General features: G+C 62.2%; 19 protein-coding genes. 15 read left to right on the top strand and 4 right to left on the bottom strand.

Annotated features, from left to right (window positions below):
* The first annotated feature begins 46 nt into the window (after nucleotides 1–46).
* From ACM6J5_RS04235 to ACM6J5_RS04170, 14 genes are read left to right on the top strand one after another with little or no spacing between them, the layout of a single operon-like run.
* Nucleotides 47–781 carry a glycosyltransferase family 2 protein gene (locus ACM6J5_RS04235; protein ID WP_150672341.1) on the top strand — a complete coding sequence of 245 codons (735 nt, stop codon included), beginning with the start codon at nucleotides 47–49 and terminating at the stop codon, nucleotides 779–781.
* Nucleotides 778–1,719 (top strand): glycosyl transferase, encoded by a 942-nt coding sequence (locus tag ACM6J5_RS04230; RefSeq protein ID WP_150672340.1) that lies wholly within the window; start codon nucleotides 778–780, stop codon nucleotides 1,717–1,719. The genes ACM6J5_RS04235 and ACM6J5_RS04230 overlap by 4 nt, the downstream gene beginning before the upstream one ends.
* On the top strand, nucleotides 1,700–3,244 hold the full coding sequence (locus tag ACM6J5_RS04225; RefSeq protein WP_150672339.1) for an HAL/PAL/TAL family ammonia-lyase: 1,545 nt from the start codon (nucleotides 1,700–1,702) through the stop codon (nucleotides 3,242–3,244). Before ACM6J5_RS04230 ends, ACM6J5_RS04225 begins: the two co-directional genes overlap by 20 nt.
* A complete protein-coding gene (locus ACM6J5_RS04220) occupies nucleotides 3,237–3,662 on the top strand; it encodes an acyl-CoA thioesterase (protein ID WP_095943244.1) in 426 nt (141 codons plus the stop codon). The genes ACM6J5_RS04225 and ACM6J5_RS04220 overlap by 8 nt, the downstream gene beginning before the upstream one ends.
* Nucleotides 3,659–4,363 (top strand): outer membrane lipoprotein carrier protein LolA, encoded by a 705-nt coding sequence (locus tag ACM6J5_RS04215; RefSeq protein WP_414927882.1) that lies wholly within the window; start codon nucleotides 3,659–3,661, stop codon nucleotides 4,361–4,363. Before ACM6J5_RS04220 ends, ACM6J5_RS04215 begins: the two co-directional genes overlap by 4 nt.
* Nucleotides 4,347–6,686: an MMPL family transporter gene (locus ACM6J5_RS04210; protein ID WP_150672337.1), complete on the top strand. Its 2,340-nt coding sequence runs from the start codon at nucleotides 4,347–4,349 to the stop codon at nucleotides 6,684–6,686. The genes ACM6J5_RS04215 and ACM6J5_RS04210 overlap by 17 nt, the downstream gene beginning before the upstream one ends.
* Nucleotides 6,683–7,843 carry a sodium:proton antiporter gene (locus ACM6J5_RS04205; protein WP_191628373.1) on the top strand — a complete coding sequence of 387 codons (1,161 nt, stop codon included), beginning with the start codon at nucleotides 6,683–6,685 and terminating at the stop codon, nucleotides 7,841–7,843. Before ACM6J5_RS04210 ends, ACM6J5_RS04205 begins: the two co-directional genes overlap by 4 nt.
* Nucleotides 7,830–9,077, top strand: coding sequence for an NAD(P)/FAD-dependent oxidoreductase (locus tag ACM6J5_RS04200; RefSeq protein WP_414927881.1), 1,248 nt, complete (start codon nucleotides 7,830–7,832; stop codon nucleotides 9,075–9,077). The genes ACM6J5_RS04205 and ACM6J5_RS04200 overlap by 14 nt, the downstream gene beginning before the upstream one ends.
* The gene (locus ACM6J5_RS04195) at nucleotides 9,074–9,799 is read left to right on the top strand and encodes a class I SAM-dependent methyltransferase (RefSeq protein WP_414927880.1); all 726 of its coding nucleotides are present in this window, start codon (nucleotides 9,074–9,076) and stop codon (nucleotides 9,797–9,799) included. The genes ACM6J5_RS04200 and ACM6J5_RS04195 overlap by 4 nt, the downstream gene beginning before the upstream one ends.
* Nucleotides 9,799–10,416, top strand: coding sequence for a hypothetical protein (locus ACM6J5_RS04190; protein ID WP_414927879.1), 618 nt, complete (start codon nucleotides 9,799–9,801; stop codon nucleotides 10,414–10,416). The genes ACM6J5_RS04195 and ACM6J5_RS04190 overlap by 1 nt, the downstream gene beginning before the upstream one ends.
* Complete coding sequence (locus ACM6J5_RS04185) at nucleotides 10,413–11,609, top strand: beta-ketoacyl-[acyl-carrier-protein] synthase family protein (RefSeq protein WP_414927878.1); 1,197 nt, start codon at nucleotides 10,413–10,415, stop codon at nucleotides 11,607–11,609. Before ACM6J5_RS04190 ends, ACM6J5_RS04185 begins: the two co-directional genes overlap by 4 nt.
* Nucleotides 11,606–12,064 carry a hotdog family protein gene (locus tag ACM6J5_RS04180; RefSeq protein ID WP_414927877.1) on the top strand — a complete coding sequence of 153 codons (459 nt, stop codon included), beginning with the start codon at nucleotides 11,606–11,608 and terminating at the stop codon, nucleotides 12,062–12,064. The genes ACM6J5_RS04185 and ACM6J5_RS04180 overlap by 4 nt, the downstream gene beginning before the upstream one ends.
* Nucleotides 12,064–12,792, top strand: a complete 729-nt coding sequence (gene fabG, locus ACM6J5_RS04175) for a 3-oxoacyl-ACP reductase FabG (RefSeq protein WP_095943253.1) — start codon at nucleotides 12,064–12,066, stop codon at nucleotides 12,790–12,792. The genes ACM6J5_RS04180 and fabG overlap by 1 nt, the downstream gene beginning before the upstream one ends.
* On the top strand, nucleotides 12,792–14,018 hold the full coding sequence (locus ACM6J5_RS04170) for a beta-ketoacyl-ACP synthase (protein ID WP_414927876.1): 1,227 nt from the start codon (nucleotides 12,792–12,794) through the stop codon (nucleotides 14,016–14,018). The genes fabG and ACM6J5_RS04170 overlap by 1 nt, the downstream gene beginning before the upstream one ends.
* Before the next feature lie 139 nt (nucleotides 14,019–14,157).
* On the opposite strand, the gene ACM6J5_RS04165 is transcribed toward ACM6J5_RS04170, so the two are convergent.
* Both ACM6J5_RS04165 and ACM6J5_RS04160 read right to left on the bottom strand, forming a co-directional pair.
* Nucleotides 14,158–14,421, bottom strand: coding sequence for a DUF6124 family protein (locus ACM6J5_RS04165; protein ID WP_414927875.1), 264 nt, complete (start codon nucleotides 14,419–14,421; stop codon nucleotides 14,158–14,160).
* A gap of 481 nt (nucleotides 14,422–14,902) precedes the next feature.
* Complete coding sequence (locus ACM6J5_RS04160) at nucleotides 14,903–15,805, bottom strand: LysR family transcriptional regulator (protein ID WP_150672334.1); 903 nt, start codon at nucleotides 15,803–15,805, stop codon at nucleotides 14,903–14,905.
* 118 nt (nucleotides 15,806–15,923) lie between these two features.
* On the opposite strand from ACM6J5_RS04160, the gene ACM6J5_RS04155 reads away from it, so the two are divergent.
* Nucleotides 15,924–17,198, top strand: a complete 1,275-nt coding sequence (locus ACM6J5_RS04155; protein WP_414927874.1) for an MFS transporter — start codon at nucleotides 15,924–15,926, stop codon at nucleotides 17,196–17,198.
* 82 nt (nucleotides 17,199–17,280) lie between these two features.
* Here the strand turns inward: ACM6J5_RS04155 and hemE are convergent, their stop codons facing one another.
* Nucleotides 17,281–18,348: a uroporphyrinogen decarboxylase gene (gene hemE / locus ACM6J5_RS04150; RefSeq protein ID WP_095943258.1), complete on the bottom strand. Its 1,068-nt coding sequence runs from the start codon at nucleotides 18,346–18,348 to the stop codon at nucleotides 17,281–17,283.
* Between the two features lie 250 nt (nucleotides 18,349–18,598).
* Nucleotides 18,599–20,017, bottom strand: a complete 1,419-nt coding sequence (locus ACM6J5_RS04145; protein WP_007975602.1) for an FAD-dependent oxidoreductase — start codon at nucleotides 20,015–20,017, stop codon at nucleotides 18,599–18,601.
* Between the last annotated feature and the right edge of the window lie 15 nt (nucleotides 20,018–20,032).

Below are 20,032 nucleotides of genomic sequence, written 5' to 3'. Positions count from 1 at the left end.
GCCTGCTCGCGATGCAGACACCTCGGTCCTACAGAGGTGAACCAACATGCATAGCCCCTGCGCCATCGTCCCGGTGTACAACCACGAAACAGCCATTACCACGGTGGTCGATGCGCTGATCGCCAGCCATCTGCCGTGCATCCTGGTGGACGATGCCAGCAGCCCGCGCTGCGCCCGGGTGCTGGATCGCCTGGCCCAGCGTGACATGGTTTACCTGATCCGCCTGGCCGAAAACCAGGGCAAGGGTGGCGCGGTCATGACCGGCTTGCGCGAAGCTTCGCGCCTGGGTTTCAGCCATGCCTTGCAGGTGGATGCCGATGGCCAGCACGATTTGCAGGACGTCCAACGCTTCATCGAACAATCTCGCCGCCACCCTCGGGCGGTGATTTGCGGCTATCCGCAATATGACGCCAGCGTGCCGAAAGGCCGTTTGTATGCGCGCTACCTGACTCACGTCATGGTCTGGATCAACACCCTGTCGCTGCAGATTCGCGACTCCATGTGCGGCTTCCGGGTTTACCCATTGGCGCCGGTCCTGGCGCTGATCGAGTCAGCGAAAATCGGCAAGCGCATGGACTTCGACTCGGACATCCTGGTGCGCCTGGCCTGGCGCAATCAGCCGATGTTGTGGCTGCAAACCAAGGTCCACTATCCATTGGATGGCGTTTCGCATTTTCGGATGTTCCACGACAACGTGCTGATTTCCAGTATGCACACGCGGCTGTTTTTCGGCATGTTGCTGCGCTCGCCCATGATCCTCTGGCGACGGTGGCGGGCATGAGCGCAGACAAGCAACACTGGGCCGACCGCCAGGAGCGGGGCAGTTTCTGGCTGATGAAGCTCACCGCGTTCGGCGCCAAAGTGCTGGGCCGTCGAGTACTGAGCCCGGTGCTGTATGGCATCGTTCTGTACTTTTTCCTGTTCGGCCGCAGCGCTCGACACAGTGCCTGGCAATACCAGCAACGCCTGGCCGACTGGAGCGGTCGCAGTAAATTGCGTCCGAGCCATTGGCGGGTATTCGGCCAGTTCATGGCCTTCGCCGATTCCATGCTCGACAAACTCGACGTCTGGAACGGCAAGTTGAGCATCGAACAAATCGAAATCATCGACCCGGCGCTGCTGCGTGACCAGTTGCGCGGTGCCCGCGGGCAGATGCTGGTGGGCGCACACCTGGGTAACCTGGAAGTCTGCCGCGCACTGGCGGAGATCGGCGAGAAAGTCACGATGAACGTGCTGGTGCACACCAAGCACGCCGAACAGTTCAACCGTTTGCTGGGCGAAGCCGGGGCGACCAATTTGCGCCTGATCCAGGTCAGCGAGCTCGACCCCGGGATCATGCTGCAACTGAGTGAACGCCTGGAACGCGGCGAGTGGCTGGCGATCGCCGGCGACCGCGTGCCGTTGCATGGCGGACGCTGCGCGACCGTGGACTTCCTCGGTCATCCGGCCAGATTCCCCCAAGGCCCGTGGCTGCTGGCCGGCCTGCTGAAATGCCCGGTCAACCTGCTGCTGTGCCTGAAAAAGCCCGACGGCGATTATCGACTGACCATTGAGCCGTTCGCCGAGGCAATCACCTGGAAGCGCAGCGACCGCGAACAGGTCATTCATCAGTGGGCCTCCCGCTACGCCGAACGCTTGGGTCACTATTGCCTCGAAGCGCCCCAACAATGGTTCAACTTTTACCCTTTCTGGAAGACCGATGACGACGCCAACGCTTGAGCCGGTAACCTTCGGCGAACGCCCTTTGCGCATTGAAGACGTGCTGGCACTGGCCAACCGCAAAGTGCCGACGCAGTTGCAAAGCGATCCAGCCTACCGCGAGCGCATCGCCAAGGGTGCGCGTTTTCTCGACTCGCTGCTGGACAAGGAAGGCGTGATCTACGGCGTGACCACCGGTTACGGCGATTCCTGCGTGGTCGCGGTGCCGCTGCATCACGTCGAGGCGCTGCCCCGTCATCTGTTCACTTTCCACGGCTGCGGCCTGGGCAAACTGCTCGACGCCCAGGCCACCCGCGCGGTATTGGCCGCGCGTTTGCAGTCGTTGTGCCACGGGGTTTCCGGGGTGCGTGTGGAGTTGCTGGAGCGCCTGCAGGCGTTTCTTGAACACGACATCCTGCCGCTGATTCCGGAAGAGGGTTCCGTGGGCGCCAGTGGTGACCTGACGCCGCTTTCGTACGTGGCCGCCACGCTGTCCGGCGAACGCGAGGTGATGTTCCGCGGCGAGCGCCGGCAGGCTGCCGATGTGCACCGCGAACTCGGCTGGCAGCCGCTGGTGCTGCGTCCGAAAGAAGCCCTGGCATTGATGAACGGCACCGCAGTGATGACTGGTCTGGCCTGCCTGGCCTACGCCCGCGCCGATTATCTGCTGCATCTGGCCACGCGCATCACCGCGCTGAACGTGGTCGCCCTGCAAGGCAACCCGGAGCACTTCGACGAGTGCCTGTTCGCCGCCAAGCCACACCCGGGGCAGATGCAGGTCGCCGCCTGGTTGCGCCAGGATCTGGCCATCGACGCGCCGACCGCTCCCCTGCATCGCCTGCAAGATCGCTATTCCCTGCGCTGCGCACCCCATGTGCTGGGCGTACTGGCCGACAGCCTGAACTGGCTGCGTTCGTTCATCGAGATCGAGCTCAACAGCGCCAACGACAACCCGATCATCGACGCCGAAGCCGAGCGCGTGCTACACGGTGGGCACTTCTACGGCGGCCACATCGCCTTCGCCATGGACAGCCTGAAAAACCTCGTGGCCAACGTCGCCGACCTGCTGGATCGGCAACTCGCGCTGCTGGTGGACGAGCGCTACAACCATGGCTTGCCGAGCAACCTGTCCGGCGCCACGGCCGACCGCGCCATGCTCAACCACGGCTTCAAGGCGGTGCAGATCGGCACCAGCGCCTGGACTGCCGAAGCCCTGAAGAACACCATGCCGGCCAGCGTCTTCTCACGCTCCACCGAATGCCACAACCAGGACAAAGTGAGCATGGGCACCATCGCCGCCCGGGATGCGATCCGCGTGCTGGAACTCACCGAACAGGTGGCGGCCGCTACGCTGCTGGCGGCCAATCAGGGCGTCTGGCTGCGCGGCCAGGCCGAAGATGCACGACCATTGCCACCCGCTTTGGCCGCCATGCATCAAGCTCTGGCCAAGGACTTCCCGCCGGTCATCGAAGACCGCGCGCTGGAAGGCGAATTGCGCCTGTGCCTGCATCGCATCGCCGAACAACACTGGAGGCTGCATGCGTAGCAAGGGATTTCTCTACACCGACACGGAAATCGTCGTACCGTTCTTTGACGTCGACAGCATGCACGTGGTCTGGCACGGCCATTACGTCAAATACCTGGAAGTGGCCCGCTGTGCGCTGCTGGACAAGATCGGCCACAACTACACGGCGATGAACGAATCAGGTTATGCGTGGCCGGTGATCGACCTGCAATTGCGCTACGTGCGCGGTGCGGTGTTCGGTCAGACACTCAACGTGCGCGCCAACCTGGTGGAGTGGGAGAACCGTTTGAAGATCAATTACCTGATCAGCGACCTGCAAACCGGTGAACGCTTGACCCGCGCTGTCTCCGTGCAGGTCGCGGTCGACATGAGCAATCGCGAGATGCAACTGGCTTCGCCGAAGGTCTTCACCGATGCGGTAGAGAAGGCCCTGCCATGAGGTTCTGCGTCCCCCGCTCCCCTGTAGGAGCGAGCTTGCTCGCGATGGTCGTTAACGATGACACTGGGAACCTGACACCCCGCGGCGCTCTCAGGCTTTTCGCGAGCAAGCTCGCTCCTACAGTGTTCTGCGTGTTACTGGGCATTCCTGGACTGGCCCAAGCCTTCGACCTGCAACAACTCAGCGATCAACTGGCCCGGCCCGAGGTGATCCACGGCCATTTCATCCAGGAAAAACACCTGCGCGCCCTGCCCCAGCCGCTGACCAGCAAGGGCACCTTCGTGCTGGCAAAAAACCACGGCCTGTTATGGCTGCTGAAAACACCCTTGCAACAGGACTATCGCATCACAGCCAAAGGCATTGCCCGGCGTGACGGCATTGTGTGGCAAATGCTGCCGGGCAAAAGCGCCGGTGCCGAGCAGAACCGTTTGTTCCTCGCCGTGCTGCAAGGCGACAGCAGTGGCCTGCAACGGGATTTCGAGTTGTCCCTGAGCGGCGACGCGCAGAACTGGAAGCTCACGCTGCTGCCGCGCTCGATGCTGCTCAAGCAGGTGTTCAACCAGATCAACATTACCGGCGCAGAACTGGTGCACAGCATCGAACTGCTCGAGACCCAGGGCGACAGTACGTTGTTGCGCATGCAGGACAGCACCAGCGCCCAGCCGTTGAGCGACGCGGAGCAGCATGACTTTGCCGAGTGAACGGTGGTTGCCCCGGCTGTTTCTGATCCTGCTGCTGGCAGTACTGGCGCTCGCCGGTTGGCAATGGCGTGGCGCCGCGCCGCTATCGGCCAACCTGATGGACCTGGTGCCCGGCACGGCGCCCGATGCCTTGGAACTGCGCGCCGAACAACGCATGCAAGAGCCGCTGAACCGCGAAATGCTGGTGCTGGTCGGCCACAGCGATCGCCAGCGGGCCGTCGCCATGGCGCAGACACTCGGCGAGCAATGGCAGGCCAGCGGCTTGTTCGAAAAGGTCCAGTGGACCCTGCAAGCCGACTTGCCAGCACTGCGCACGCAGTTGCTGCAAGGTCGCCTGGCGATGCTCCAGGCGGCGGATCGACAACTATTGATCGAGCACCCCGACACCTTTATCCAGCAACGGGTGCAGGCGTTGTTCGACCCGTTCAACGGTTACAGCCTGGTGCCGAGCCAGGACGACTGGCTGGGCCTGACCGGGCGCATCCAGAACAGCCAGCCGCAACGCGGTTCGGTGCAACTGGACATCGGCAGCGGCGCCCTGGTTGCCGATGCCGACGGCAAGAGCTGGGTGCTGTTGCGCGCGCGCACCACCGGCAACGCCTTCGACATGAACCTGCCGCTGCAAGTGGCCGACCTGCTCGAACACAGCCGCGAAGAAGCCGCCCGACACGACGTGCAACTACTCGCCGCCAGCGGCCTGTTGTACGCAGCCAGCGGGCAACAGCAGGCCGCCCGGGAGATGACCTGGGTCGGTGGCGGTGCCACTGTGGGGATTTTGTTGTTGCTGCTGTTGGCCTTCCGGCGCTGGCGCGTCTTGCTGGCGTTCGTGCCGGTGCTGGTGGGCATGCTCTTCGGCGCGGTGGCCTGCGTGGCGTTATTCGGCCATATGCACGTGATGACCCTGGTGCTGGGTTCGAGCCTGATCGGTGTAGCGGTCGACTACCCGCTGCATTACCTGTCCAAAAGCTGGAGCCTGAAACCCTGGCACAGCTGGCCTGCCCTGCGCCTGACCCTGCCCGGTTTGACCCTGAGCCTGATCACCAGCGGCATCGGTTACCTGGCCTTGGCCTGGACACCCTTCCCGGCGCTGACCCAGATTGCCGCGTTCTCTGCCGCCGGTTTGCTCGGTGCCTATTTGTCCGCCGTGTGTCTGCTGCCGGCATTGCTCAAGGGCGTAGACCTTCGCCCGGCGCAATGGCCATTGCGCGTTTGCGAGCTATTGCTGGGCTGTCGTGAAGCACTGCTCAAACAGTTGAAAACGCCAGTCTTGTTGGCGTTGCTGATCGTCTTTTGCCTGGGCGGCCTGTTGCAGCTGGGCAGCAAAAACGACATCCGTCAGTGGATCAGCGCACCGCAACAATTGACCGACGAAGCCCAGGCCATTGCCCGGATCACGGGCTATCAACCCACCAGCCAGTTCTTTCTGATACGCGCCGCCAATCAGCAGCAACTGCTCGAACGTCAGACCGCTCTGAGAGAACGGCTGGATCAATTGATTGGCCTGGACAAGCTCCAGGGTTATCTGTCGCTCAATCAACTGGTCAGCCCGCCGAACGAACAGCTACAGGTGCGCGAAGCGTTGAGCAAACTGCCTTCGTTCTGGCGGCCGTTGCTCGACATCGGCGTACCGGCCGAGGCGCTGCAGGCCGAGCTGACGAAGCTGCAGGCACTGCCGACCGTGGACATTGACGCTGCGCTCAGCGGCCCGTTGGCAGAACCCTACCGGCCCCTGTGGCTGGGGCCGACCGATGACGGCGTGGCGGCGATGGTCAGCCTGCAAGGCATCAACAACCCGGCCCTGCTGCGGCTCCAGGGTGAGGATTTACCCGGCGTGACACTGGTGGATCGACTGGGTGAATTGAACAATGTCTTCGCGGCCACCCAAATCAGTGCCGCAGAACTGAAACTCGCCTCCTGCGTGTTGATCGTGCTGGTGCTGATCCTTCCATTCGGCCTCGGCGGCGCGTTGCGTATCGTGTCCCTGCCCCTGCTGGCGGCGTTATGCAGCCTGGCCAGCCTCGGCTGGCTGGGGCAGCCGCTGACCCTGTTCAGCCTGTTCGGCCTGCTGCTGGTGACGGCGATCAGTGTCGATTACGCGATCCTGATGCGCGAACAGGTCGGCGGCGCGGCCGTGAGCCTGCTGGGTACTTTGCTGGCGGCGTTGACCACCTGGCTGTCGTTCGGCCTGCTGGCGGTGTCGAGTACTCCGGCGGTGAGCAGCTTCGGACTGTCGGTGAGCCTGGGCCTGATCTTCAGCTTCCTGCTCGCGCCGTGGGCCGGTCGCCAGGTGCATGAGCCCACGGCCGTGGAGCGGGCAACATGATGGTCGTTCTGTTCTGGGCGATGGCGCTGGTGTTGTTCGCCGTGGCGACTCGTGTTGGCCGGCATTTCGGCCTGATTCCCATCGTCAGCCAGTTGTTGCTGGCGACCCTCGGCTTGCCGCTGTTGATGTATTTCTGGATCGAGCCCCAATGGCAGTTAAGCGGTGCGCTGCTGGTGTCACCGGGCTGGCTGAAGAACCTCTACAGCCTGAGCTTTGCCCTGTTGCTGGGCTACATCCTCAGCGATGTGATCGACCTGCAACTGGATCGCCAGAGCCTGAAAATCGCCCTGCCCAGCTTTTGCATTCCGTTTGCCTGCGGCCTGGCCACGGCGGTCTGGTTGTTACCGCCGCAACCGTGGATCAGCTCGCTGGCCGTCGGCCTGTTGTTCGCCATCACCGCGATCCCGGTGTTGTACCTGTACCTGCGGCACATCGATTACCCACCTGCCGCCACCCGGCGACTGGTGCAGACCGCGATCCTCATCGACCTCGCCTGCTGGACGCTGTTCGGCATCGCCCAGGGCAGCCTGCACTTGAGCAGCCTGTTGCTGCCGCTGGCCGGCGCGTGCCTGCCGGTGCTGCTGCGGCTGCTGGGCCTGCGCCAGACGTGGCTTTACAGCCTGAGCTTTTTCGCCCTGCTGGTCGTCGCCGAACACTTCAAGCTCAATGCGCTGATTTTCGGCATTGGTTATGTGTTGATCATGGCCACGCTGAAAGCCCCACTGGTCCTGCCGCTGCCGGCCGTGTGGATGGGTCGCTTGCAGACATACATCGCCATCCCGTTGATCCTCACGTTCGGCATCGTGCAGATCAACGTGCACAGCGCGATAGACAGCCTCGGCTGGGTGCAACTGCTCGCCCTGCTGCTGTTGCCGATGCTGAGCAAACTGCTGGGTAACTGGCTCGGCCTCGGTTGGGCCGGGGCCTCGTTCCAGGGCGCCAGCCGCTGGCGGGAAAGCGTGCTGCTGAACATCCGCGGCTTGAGCGAGATCGTTTTTCTCAACCTGCTGCTGCAACAGCAACTCATCAGCCCGCCGCTGTACTTTGCCCTGATGCTCATGGGCCTGATCGCCACACTGCTGCCAGCCCTGACCGGCATGCACCGAATCCCCCTGAAAGCCGCTGTCCCTGCAAGGAGCTCCCATGCCAACCGCTGAAATGGAATGTCGCCAGGTCGTGGTCATCGGCGCCGGTCCATCCGGTGCCATCGCCGCCGCGCTGCTCAAGCGCAAGGGACACGATGTGCTGGTGATCGAGCGCCAGCATTTCCCACGGTTTTCCATCGGTGAAAGCCTGTTGGCCCATTGCCTGGACTTCGTCGAGGAAGCGGGCATGCTCGACGCCGTCAACGTGGCCGGATTCCAGGTGAAAACCGGTGCCGCGTTTGCCTGGGGCGAGCGCTACAGCGCGTTCGATTTCGGCGAGACGTTCAGCGACGGCAAATCGACGACCTTTCAGGTCCAGCGCGCCGATTTCGACAAACTGCTGGCCGATCAGGCCGCGCTGCAGGGCGTGGAGATCCGCTATGGCGAAACCATCGTCAGCGTCGACATTGACCCGGTAAAACCGCAACTCGGCGTGCGCCGCGAAGACGGTAGCGAGTACCGTATCGAGGCCGGTTTCCTGCTCGATGCCAGTGGTTACGGCCGCCTGCTGCCGCGCTTGCTCGACCTCGAGGCGCCGTCGAACTTCCCGGTGCGTCAGGCCGTGTTTACTCACGTCGAAGACCGTATCGACCTCCCGGCCTTCGACCGCAGCAAGATCCTCGTGACCACTCATCCGACCCAGCGTGACGTGTGGTTCTGGACCATCCCGTTCAGCAACGGGCGTTGCTCGGTCGGCGTGGTCGCCGCCGAGGAACGTTTTGCCGGCCGCAGCGACAATCTGGATGAGTGCCTGCGCAGCTTTATCGCCGAGACGCCAAGCCTGGCCAGCGTGTTGCTAAATGCACAGTGGGACACCGAGGCCCGAACCATTGGCGGTTACTCGGCCAACGTCAAAACCCTGCATGGCCCTGGCTTCGCGCTGCTGGGCAATGCCGCGGAATTCCTCGACCCGGTGTTTTCCTCCGGCGTGACCATCGCCATGCGTTCGGCAAGCATGGCCGCCGGGGTCTTGCACCGTCAGTTGCAAGGCGAAGCCGTCGACTGGCAAACCGAGTTCGCCGAACCGCTCAAGCGCGGCGTCGACACCTTCCGTTGCTATGTCGAAGGCTGGTACGCCGGGACCTTCCAGGACGTGATTTTCCATGAGGGCAGCTCAAAGGAAATCCGCGGGATGATCAGCTCCATACTTGCCGGATATGCCTGGGATCAAAGCAACCCGTTCGTCAGTGAAGCCAGGCGCCGGTTGAAGGTGATATCGGAGTTCTGTGCGAAGGATGCGTCATGAACTTCTTGAGCGACCACTACGTCGAAGAAACCCGTTTCGGGTTGTGGTTCCTGCGCAGCCAGATCTGGCAACATTATGTGCTGCGGCTGGCGATCGACGATTTGCGCAACCTGTTCAGCGAAGCGCTGCCTGGCAGCCCGGTGCTGCTGGATGCCGGTTGCGGCCAGGGCAAGTCATTCCCGCTGCTGCGCCAGGCCTTTGCGCCCGGTCGCCTGATTGGCGTCGATGCTGACCCCCAGAGCCTGGACCAAAGCCGCGCAGAAGCGGCCCGCCAGGGCATGGAAGTGGAGTTGATCGGCGGCGACTGCGCCAGCCTGAACCTGCCGGATGCCAGTATCGACCTGCTGTTCTGTCACCAGACCTTCCATCATCTGGTGGAGCAGGAACAGGCACTGGCCGAGTTCTACCGTGTACTCAAACCCGGCGGTTATCTGCTGTTCGCCGAATCCACCGAGGCTTACATTGATACCTGGGTGATCCGCTGGTTGTTCCGCCACCCGATGCACGTGCAGAAAAGCGCTGCGCAGTACCTGCAAATGATTCACCGGCAGGGTTTCGAATTTACCGCGCAAAACGTGTCTTATCCGTACCTGTGGTGGAGTCGCGCCAAGGATTTCGGCCTGCTCGAACACTTGGGTGTGTGCAAGCCAAAACCCTTTGGCCAGCGGGAAGAAACCCTGGTCAATGTGGTGGCGCGCAAACCTTTTGAAGGATCCGTGTGATGTTTATTACCCGTCGCTTGAACTGCACAACCTGTAGGAGCGAGCCTGCTCGCGATAGCGGTGGGTCAGTCAAAATGGATGTCGACTATAAAGCCGCCATCGCGAGCAGGCTCGCTCCTACAGGGGTTATCGGTGCTATGCGATTTGTGTTGGTCGCTGCAACCCTGCTGCTGAGCGCCTGCGCCGGCCGGGCACCGCTGCCCGAGCAAAATCCGGATCTGCCATTGCCGCTGCAACTGCACATCCAGCTCCTACAGCCCGACGACCGCCAGGACTGGGTGCTGGTGATCCAGCGTGAAGAGGCGGGTATTCGCTGGTCGATGATGGACCTGTTGGGCATTCCCCAGGCCCGCCAGAAATTGATCGATAAAACCTGGGAGGCCGATGGTCTCCTGCCGCCCAATCCACAAGCCCGGGAGCTGTTCGCGGCGCTGTTGTTTGCGCTGACGCCGCAAGATGAACTGGCGGCCAACTATCCCGGCGCCTGGCAGCACGGCAGACAACGCTCCCTGCCAGAGCGCTGGGATATCCGCTACGCACAACCGCAGAATTTTGAATTGAAGCTTCCAAATGGTCCAGCCTATCAAGTCACCCCCTTGAGCGGTGAATCGCCATGACGGTTTACCTCAACGCCCTCGGCCTGGTCTGTGCGCTGGGCCGCGACAAGCAGGAAGTTGCCTGCAACCTGTTTGCCGGCGACTGCGGCGGCATGCGCGAACAAGCCGGTTGGGTGCAGCAACGCACGCTGCCGGTCGGTGCGGTCCAGGGCAAACTGGCAACCCTTCCTGCCGACATGTCGCGCCATCACAGTCGCAACAATCAGTTGTTGCTGGAGGCCACGCTGCAAGTCCGCCCGGACATCGACAGCGCGATCCAGACCTACGGCCGCGACCGCATCGGTGTCGTGCTGGGCACCAGCACCTCGGGTATCGACGAGGCCAGCCAGAGCCTGGCGCATTACCTGCGTGAAAAGCAGTTCCCTGCCGAGTACGACTATCAGCAACAGGAACTCGGAGCACCGGCGAACTTCCTCGCCGAGTGGCTGCACTTGAGCGGGCCGGCCTACGTCATTTCCACGGCCTGCACTTCCAGCGCCCGAGCCCTGATGAGCGCCCAGCGCCTGTTGGACCTGGGCATTTGCGACGCGGTGCTGTGTGGCGGTGTCGACACCTTGTGCAAGCTGACCCTCAACGGTTTCTCGGCGCTCGAAGCGGTCTCGGAACAACGCTGCAATCCGTTTTCGGTGAACCGCAATGGCATTAACATTGGCGAAGCGGCGGTGCTGTTCCTGATGACCAGGCGTGCTAGCGACAGCCAAGCGATTGCCTTGCTCGGCAGCGGCGCCAGTTCCGATGCGCATCACATCTCCGCCCCGGAGCCGACCGGTCGAGGCGCCCTGCAAGCGATGCGCAAAGCCTTGGGCCGCGCCAACCTGCAACCGGAGCAGATCGCCTATCTGAACCTGCACGGCACCGCCACCCAGCACAACGACGCCATGGAAAGCCAGGCCGTGGCGACGCTGTTCCCGGCCGGCGTGCCCTGTTCGTCGAGCAAACCCATGACCGGCCACACCCTCGGTGCCGCCGGGGCGCTGGAGGCGGCGTTCTGCTGGTTGAGCCTGAGCCCTGACAATTTCGGGCATGCCCTGCCGCCTCACGTCTGGGACGGACAGCCCGATCCCGAACTGCCGCCGCTGCAATGGGTGACCCCGGCCACGCGCCTGACGTCCATTGCACCCCGCTACCTGATGAGCAATTCCTTTGCCTTCGGTGGTAATAACGTCAGCCTGATTATCGGAGACGCCCCATGATTGACTGGCCGCTCGCCGAACTGCTGCCCCACGCTGGCGACATGATCCTTATCGACCGGATCCTGGCGTTCGATGAAGAGCAGATTCACACACGCCTGACCGTCAAGCCCGATGGCCTGTTCAATCTCCCCGACGGCAGTCTGCCGGCCTGGGTCGGCATCGAACTGATGGCCCAGAGCGTGGCCGCCTTCGCCGGTTGCCATGCGCGCCAGCGCGGTGATGCGGTGGAGTTGGGTTTCCTGCTCGGCAGCCGAAAGTTCGAATGCAACGTCGAAAGTTTTCCGGCCGGTACCGAGTTGACCATCCACGGGGTTCGCTCCCTGGAAGACGATAACGGCATGGGCGTGTTCGAATGCCACATCAACGCCCCCGGCATTCACGTCACCGCTCGTCTGAACGTGTTCCGCCCACCCCAGGCCGCTCAATATCTCCATGAACCCGAAGGAGTCCAGTGATGACTGAGTCCGTACTGGTCACCGGTTCCAGCCGTGGCATCGGCCGCGCGATCGCCTTGCGCCTGGCCCAGGCCGGGCACGACATCGTGTTGCATTGCCGCAGCGGCCTGGCCGACGCCGAAGCCGTCAAGGCCGAAGTCGAGGCCTTGGGCCGTCGTGCGCGCATCCTGCAGTTCGATGTGTCCGACCGCGCCCGCTGCAAGGAAATTCTCGAAGCCGACGTGGAGACCCACGGCGCCTACTACGGCGTGGTGCTCAATGCCGGCCTGACCCGCGACGGCGCCTTTCCGGCCTTGAGTGAAGAGGATTGGGATGTGGTGATGCGCACCAACCTCGACGGTTTCTACAACGTGCTGCACCCGGTGATGATGCCGATGATCCGTCGTCGCGCCGCCGGGCGGATTGTCTGCATCACCTCGGTGTCGGGGCTGATCGGCAACCGTGGCCAGGTCAACTACAGCGCCTCCAAGGCCGGGTTGATCGGTGCGGCCAAGGCATTGGCGATCGAGCTGGGCAAGCGCAAAATCACCGTCAACTGTGTCGCACCCGGCCTGATCGACACAGCCATGCTCGACGAAAACGTGCCGGTGGAAGAACTGATGAAAATGATCCCCGCACAACGCATGGGCACCCCTGAAGAGGTGGCCGGCGCGGTGAATTTCCTGATGTCGGCGGAAGCCTCGTACATCACCCGGCAGGTTCTGGCCGTCAACGGAGGCCTGTGCTGATGAAGCGCGTCGTCGTCACCGGCATGGCCGGTATCACCTCACTGGGCAGCGACTGGGAGACCATCGCCGGCAACTTCGCGGCCAACCGCAGCGGCATCCGCCGGATGGACGAGTGGGATCGTTTTACCGAGCTCAACACGCGCCTGGCGGGCCCCATCGATGACTTCAAGGTGCCGAGCCACTGGACCCGCAAGCAACTGCGCAGCATGGGCCGGGTATCACGGCTGGCCGTCGGCGCGTCGGAACTGGCACTGGCCGACGCCGGCCTGTTGGGCGACGAGTCGATCAAGGACGGGCGCATGGGCGTTGCCTGCGGTTCCTCCACCGGCAGCACCGACGAGATCAAGGCATTCGGCAACATGCTGCTCAACTCGGTGGCCGAAGGCCTGAACGCCAACTCCTACGTGCGCATGATGCCGCACACCACCGCGGCCAATATCAGCATCTTCTTCGGCCTCACCGGTCGCCTGATTCCCACCTCCAGCGCCTGCACCAGCGGCAGCCAGGGCATCGGCTATGCCTACGAGGCGATCAAGTTCGGGCGACTGCCGCTGATGCTCGCCGGCGGTGCCGAAGAGCTGTGCCCGACCGAAGCCATGGTCTTTGACGCGCTCTACGCCACCAGTCTGAAAAACGACACCCCACAACGCAGCCCACGCCCTTACGACAGTGCACGCGACGGCCTGGTGATTGGCGAAGGCGGCGGCATGCTGGTGCTCGAAGAACTGGAACACGCCCTGGCCCGTGGTGCCCACATCCATGCCGAGATCGTCGGATTCGGCAGCAACGCCGACGGCCAGCACACCACCCGCCCCGAACAAATCACCATGCGCCGGGCCATGGAACTGGCCCTGGAAGACGCCGGGCTGAAACCTTCGGACATCGGCTACGTCAACGGTCACGGCACCGCCACCGAACAGGGCGACATTGCCGAAACCCTGGCCACCAGCAGCCTGTTCGGCGAACACATGCCGATCAGCTCGCAGAAAAGCTTCCTCGGCCACACCCTCGGCGCTTGCGGTGCGCTGGAGTCCTGGTTCAGCATCGAAATGATGAACCGCGACCTGTACGCCCACACCTTCAACCTCGACGAAGTCGATCCGCACTGCGGCAAGCTCGACTACCTGCGCGGCGAGTTTCGGCAGATGAGCAACCAGTACGTGATGAACAATAATTTTGCGTTTGGCGGGGTGAATACTTCGCTGATTTTCAAGCGCTGGCCGTAACCTAAAATATTTCCCTTGTGGGAGCGAGCTTGCTCGCGATGGACGTCAACGATAACGCGCGGTGCCTGAATGACCGCGTTGTCTGGACGTTTTTCGCGAGCAGGCTCGCTCCCACAAGGGTTCTCGCCTCCCCGGACGATCACAGTGGATCGAGGTTATCCAACACCCGATTCACCGCCAGCTCCCCCAACATGATCGATTGCTGAATCCCCAGCAGTGTGTGGCTCTGCGCTCCGTTCAGATTCCTCGCGAAGTCGCTCGCCATGACATTGGCTGATGCCAGTGACACGCAGGCGTATTCCAACAGGGTGTGGTTGTCGATTTCGGGGGCGATGAAGAAGATATTGCTGGCTTGGTGTGGAGTGTCCGGATTGGTATCCGGTGGGTTTAGCGTATTGGTCATGATTCAGCGTCCTGAAAGTGGCGGCCACACCGAATCGCTACTGATCAAACGGGTGGCAGCTGTACGCAGGTTAGTAGACCGGACGAAGCGAAACCGGCGCGCCCGAAGACGCCCTGCGCACAGCTACCATCAAGGGCAGGTATGGGCATACCTGCCTATCAGGAGCGCAAATGCGCTTTACTTCGATACGGGCTACTAAACCCGATCACTGACCATCAGTGACACGAATCAAGTTAGCGATGACCCTCAAAGCGCACAAGCCGGCGGATTCTGGAGTAGTTGTAGGCATCGCCGCAAGGCACTGTAGCCTGTTCTGGATAGTTCAGAAGTGTCCCACGGGCAGCAGCGAAAACTCTGACCTGTAGGAGCGAGCCTGCTCGCGATGGTCGCCAACGATGGCGCGTGCTTCCTGGGTGAACGTGGCGTTTTTTAGTCCATCGCGAGCAGGCTCGCTCCTACAGGGAATATTGTGTTCATACCGTCACTGCTTCAGCGGTTCAACTCTGCGCGTCAGCAGTTCAACAAACGCCTTGGCCATCGCCGACTTCTGGTCCTTACGCTGCACCAACCACACCGCCGACACCGCCGCCGGATCGAGCAAAGGTCGATAGACCACGCCGTCAATACGCATCCGCTGATAAGACGCCGGCAGCACCGACACGCCCAGCCCCGCCGCCACCAGCCCGATGATGGTCATCGCCTCGCCAGCCTCTTGTGCAAAATGCGGACTGAAGCCGGAGTCCCGCGCCAGGCTGAGCAGCTGCGCATACAGGCCACTGCCATAGCTGCGCGGAAAAAACACAAAGGGCTCAAGCGCCAGGGCTGACAGAAACAAGCCTTCATCGCTGCCCTCGACCAGCGGGTGCTTGGAACTGAGCACCGCGACCAGCGGCTCGCGCATCAACTCGACCACGCTGAGGCAGTCCGGCAGCCCCAGCGGGCGCATGATGCCGACCTCGATCGACTCGTCCACCAGCGCATCGGCCACTTGGGTGCTGCTCATTTCCCGCAGGTTCAGGTGCACTGCCGGGAAGCGCTGGCGGAAAGAGAAAATCGCCTGGGGAATGGTCGAGTTGAAGGGGGCCGACGAGGTGAAGCCGATTTTCAGCTCACCCAACTCGCCCAATTGCGCTCGTCGCGCGACATCCGCCGCTTTGTCGACCTGCGCCAGCACCAGCCGCGCCTCTCCCAGAAACAGCCGACCGGCCTCGCTCAGCTCGACCCGACGATTAGTACGTTCGAACAGCCGTGCGCCGACTTCCTGTTCCAGCGCCTGAATTTGCTGGCTCAGCGGCGGCTGGGAGATGCCCAGCACCTGTGCGGCGCGGCCGAAGTGCAGTTCTTCGGCGACGGCGATGAAGTAGCGCAGATGACGCAATTCCATGGAAACCCCATTAGGTCGTTAAAGCTATCAAACAGGTCGAACAATATATTGGATTGAATCATTAGCCAGCTATATGCTTTTTTCATTGCCCGACCGGCTGCGCCCTCCGAGGTCCAACGTGAAAACTGCTGTCGCCCCTCTCGCCCATGAAGTGCCTCCCGCAGCACCGGACGCTATCGCCACTGAACTGGCGGAGATCTACATCGAAAAAGGCACGCCGGCGTTCATGCGCACGGTGCTGGCGTTGTTCTGCGGCGGCTTCGCGACGTTCGCCCTGCTCTACTGCGTGCAGCCGATGATGCCGCTGCTGTCCGACGAGTATTCCATCAACGCGGCGCAGAGCAGCCTGATCCTGTCTATCGCCACCGGCATGCTTGCCATCGGCCTGCTGATCACTGGCCCGATTTCTGACCGTATCGGGCGTAAACCGGTAATGGTGGCCGCGCTGTTCGCCGCGGCGCTGTGCACCATGGCCAGTGCGATGATGCCGAGCTGGCACGGTGTGCTGCTGATGCGGGCGCTGATTGGATTGTCGTTGAGCGGTCTGGCTGCGGTTGCGATGACTTACCTGAGCGAAGAGATCCATCCACAGCACATCGGCCTCGCCATGGGCTTGTACATCGGTGGCAACGCGATTGGCGGGATGAGCGGACGCTTGATCACCGGGGTATTGATCGACTTCGTCAGCTGGCACACGGCGATGCTGGTGATCGGTGGCCTGGCGCTGATTGCCGCAGCGGTGTTCTGGAAAATCCTCCCCGAATCACGCAACTTCCGCCCCCGCTCGCTGCACCCGCGCAGCCTGCTCGACGGTTTCACCATGCACTTTCGCGACGCCGGCCTGCCGCTGCTGTTTCTGGAAGCCTTTGTGTTGATGGGCGCGTTCGTCACGCTGTTCAACTACATCGGCTATCGCCTGCTGGCCGCGCCGTACCACATGGAACAGGCCTTCGTCGGGTTGCTGTCGGTGGTGTACCTGTCGGGCATCTACAGCTCAGCGAAAATCGGCTCGCTGGCCGACAGACTCGGCCGCCGGAAAGTGCTCTGGAGCACCATCGCGCTGATGCTCGGCGGCCTGGCCTTGACGATGTTTACGCCATTGCCGCTGGTGATCATCGGCATGCTGATCTTTACCTTCGGCTTCTTTGGCGCCCACTCGGTGGCCAGCAGCTGGATCGGCCGCCGCGCCACCACGGCCAAGGGGCAAGCATCGTCCTTGTACCTGTTCAGCTACTACGCCGGGGGGAGCATCGCCGGTACGGCGGGCGGCGTGTTCTGGCACCTGGGCGGCTGGAACGGGATCGGGTTGTTCATTGGCACGCTGTTGGTGATTGCACTGTTTGTGGCGTTAAAGCTGGCGAAGCTGCCGCCACTGGGTGATGTGAAGGCCTGAAGACAAAAACCTGTGGGAGCACAATCAAAAACTCCTACAAAAACGCCCGGCATAAGCCGGGCGTTTTTTTATTGGGCAGCCATCACTCGTGATACTGCGCCGACAATTCATGCACGGCGCGCAGGAAGGCGCCCGCATGTTCCGGGTCGACTTCCGGCGTGATGCCGTGACCCAGGTTGAACACGTGACCACTGCCTTTGCCATAGCTGGCGAGAATGCGGCCGACTTCTGCGCGGATGGCTTCCGGTTTTGCGTACAGCACGGTCGGGTCCATGTTGCCTTGCAGCGCGACCTTGTCACCGACACGGGCGCGGGCACTGCCGATGTCGCAGGTCCAGTCCAGGCCCAGTGCGTCGGCACCAGCATCGGCGATGCTTTCCAGCCACAGGCCGCCGTTCTTGGTGAACAGGATCACCGGCACCTTGCGACCTTCATGCTCGCGGATCAAACCGCTGACGATTTTCTTCATGTAGGCCAGGGAGAACTCCTGGTACGCCGCAGCGGAGAGGCTGCCGCCCCAGCTGTCGAAGATCTGCACCGCTTGCGCGCCGGCCATGATCTGGCCGTTGAGGTAGCTGGTAACGGTCTGCGCGAGCTTGTCCAGCAGCAGGTGCAAGGCTTGCGGGTTGTCGTAGAGCATGGTTTTGGTCTTGCGGTAGTCTTTCGACGAGCCGCCTTCGACCATGTAGGTCGCCAGGGTCCATGGGCTGCCAGCAAAGCCGATCAACGGCACACGGCCATTCAGCTCGCGGCGGATGGTGCTGACCGCGTCCATCACGTAGCCCAGGTCTTTCTGCGGATCAGGAATCGGCAGGGCTTCGATGTCGGCCAGGGTGCTGACGACTTTCCTGAAGCGCGGACCTTCACCGGTTTCGAAGTACAGGCCTTGGCCCATGGCATCGGGGATGGTCAGGATGTCGGAAAAGAGGATCGCCGCATCCAGTTGTGGATAGCGGTCGAGAGGCTGCATCGTGACTTCGCAAGCGAACGCCGGGTTCATGCACAGGCTCATGAAATCGCCGGCCTTGGCACGGCTGGCGCGGTATTCAGGCAAGTAGCGACCGGCCTGACGCATCATCCACACTGGGGTGACGTCTACGGGTTGCTTGAGCAGGGCGCGCAGGAAACGGTCGTTCTTCAGGGCAGTCATGTCGGCATCCGGAAAAAAAGTGAGGGCATTTTCTCAGAGCCGGAGGCAAAAGGCACGGTTGCAGGTCAGCCTTTTGTCTATCGGGTCAATTTGTCGCAATAAATACGCAGATTTCAGCAACACCCGGAAACCAATGTGGGAGCTGGCCTGCCAGCGATGCAGACACCTCGGTGTGTCAGTTTTACCGAGGTGATGCTATCGCTGGCAGGCCAGCTCCCACAGGTATTGCATTGCAGTCAGCCGGACGGGTTTAGACGCCCAGATAATCCAGGATCCCTTCGGCGGCATTACGGCCTTCGAAGATCGCCGTCACCACCAGGTCGGAACCGCGCACCATGTCGCCACCAGCAAAAATTTTCGGATTGCTGGTCTGATGCTTGTACTGGCCCTGTTCCGGTGCCACCACGCGGCCCTGGCTGTCGGTCTGGATTTCGAACTGTTCGAACCACGGCGCCGGGCTTGGACGGAAACCGAAGGCGATGACCACGGCGTCGGCCGGGATGATCTCTTCGGAGCCCGGGATCGGCTCGGGGCTGCGACGGCCACGGGCGTCCGGCTCGCCGAGACGGGTCTCGACCACCTTCACGCCTTCGACCTTGTCTTCACCGACAATGGCGATCGGCTGGCGGTTGTAGAGGAATTTCACGCCTTCTTCCTTGGCGTTCTTCACCTCTTTGCGCGAACCAGGCATGTTCGCTTCGTCACGACGATAGGCGCAGGTCACCGACTTGGCGCCTTGGCGGATCGACGTACGGTTGCAGTCCATCGCCGTGTCGCCACCGCCCAGTACCACGACCTTCTTGCCTTTCATGTCGACGAAATCTTCCGGCGACTTTTCAAAGCCCAGGTTGCGGTTGACGTTGGCGATCAGGAAGTCCAGCGCGTCGTACACGCCCGGCAGGTCTTCCCCGGCAAAGCCGCCCTTCATGTAGGTGTAGGTGCCCATGCCCATGAATACCGCATCGTATTCTTCGAGCAGTTGCTCCATGGTCACGTCCTTGCCCACCTCGGTGTTGAGGCGGAACTCGATGCCCATGCCGGTAAAGACTTCGCGACGATTGCTCAGCACGGTCTTTTCCAGCTTGAACTCGGGGATGCCGAAGGTCAGCAGACCACCGATTTCCGGGTTCTTGTCGAACACCACCGGGGTCACGCCGCCGCGCACCAGCACATCGGCACAGCCCAGGCCCGCAGGCCCGGCACCGATGATCGCGACACGCTTGCCGGTCGGCTTGACCTTGGACATGTCCGGGCGCCAGCCCATGGCGAACGCGGTGTCGGTGATGTACTTCTCCACCGAACCGATGGTCACCGCGCCGAAGCCGTCGTTGAGGGTGCAGGCACCCTCGCACAGACGGTCCTGCGGGCACACACGGCCGCAGACTTCCGGCAGGGTGTTGGTCTGGTGCGACAGCTCGGCGGCCTGGAGGATGTTGCCCTCGGCCACCAGCTTCAGCCAGTTGGGAATGAAGTTGTGCACCGGGCACTTCCATTCGCAATACGGGTTACCGCAGCCCAGGCAGCGGTGGGCCTGGTCGGCCGACTGCTGGGGTTTGAAGGGTTCGTAGATTTCCACGAACTCTTTCTTGCGTTGACGCAACAGTTTCTTCTTCGGATCCTTGCGCCCGACCTCGATGAACTGGAAGTCATTATTCAGACGTTCAGCCATTTTAAAACCTCATCA

It is taken from the genome of Pseudomonas sp. IT-P74 (assembly GCF_949768175.1).
Classification (GTDB): domain Bacteria; phylum Pseudomonadota; class Gammaproteobacteria; order Pseudomonadales; family Pseudomonadaceae; genus Aquipseudomonas.
Note: the sequence above shows the minus strand (reverse complement) of the source record. Positions and strands in the feature narration are given on the sequence as shown.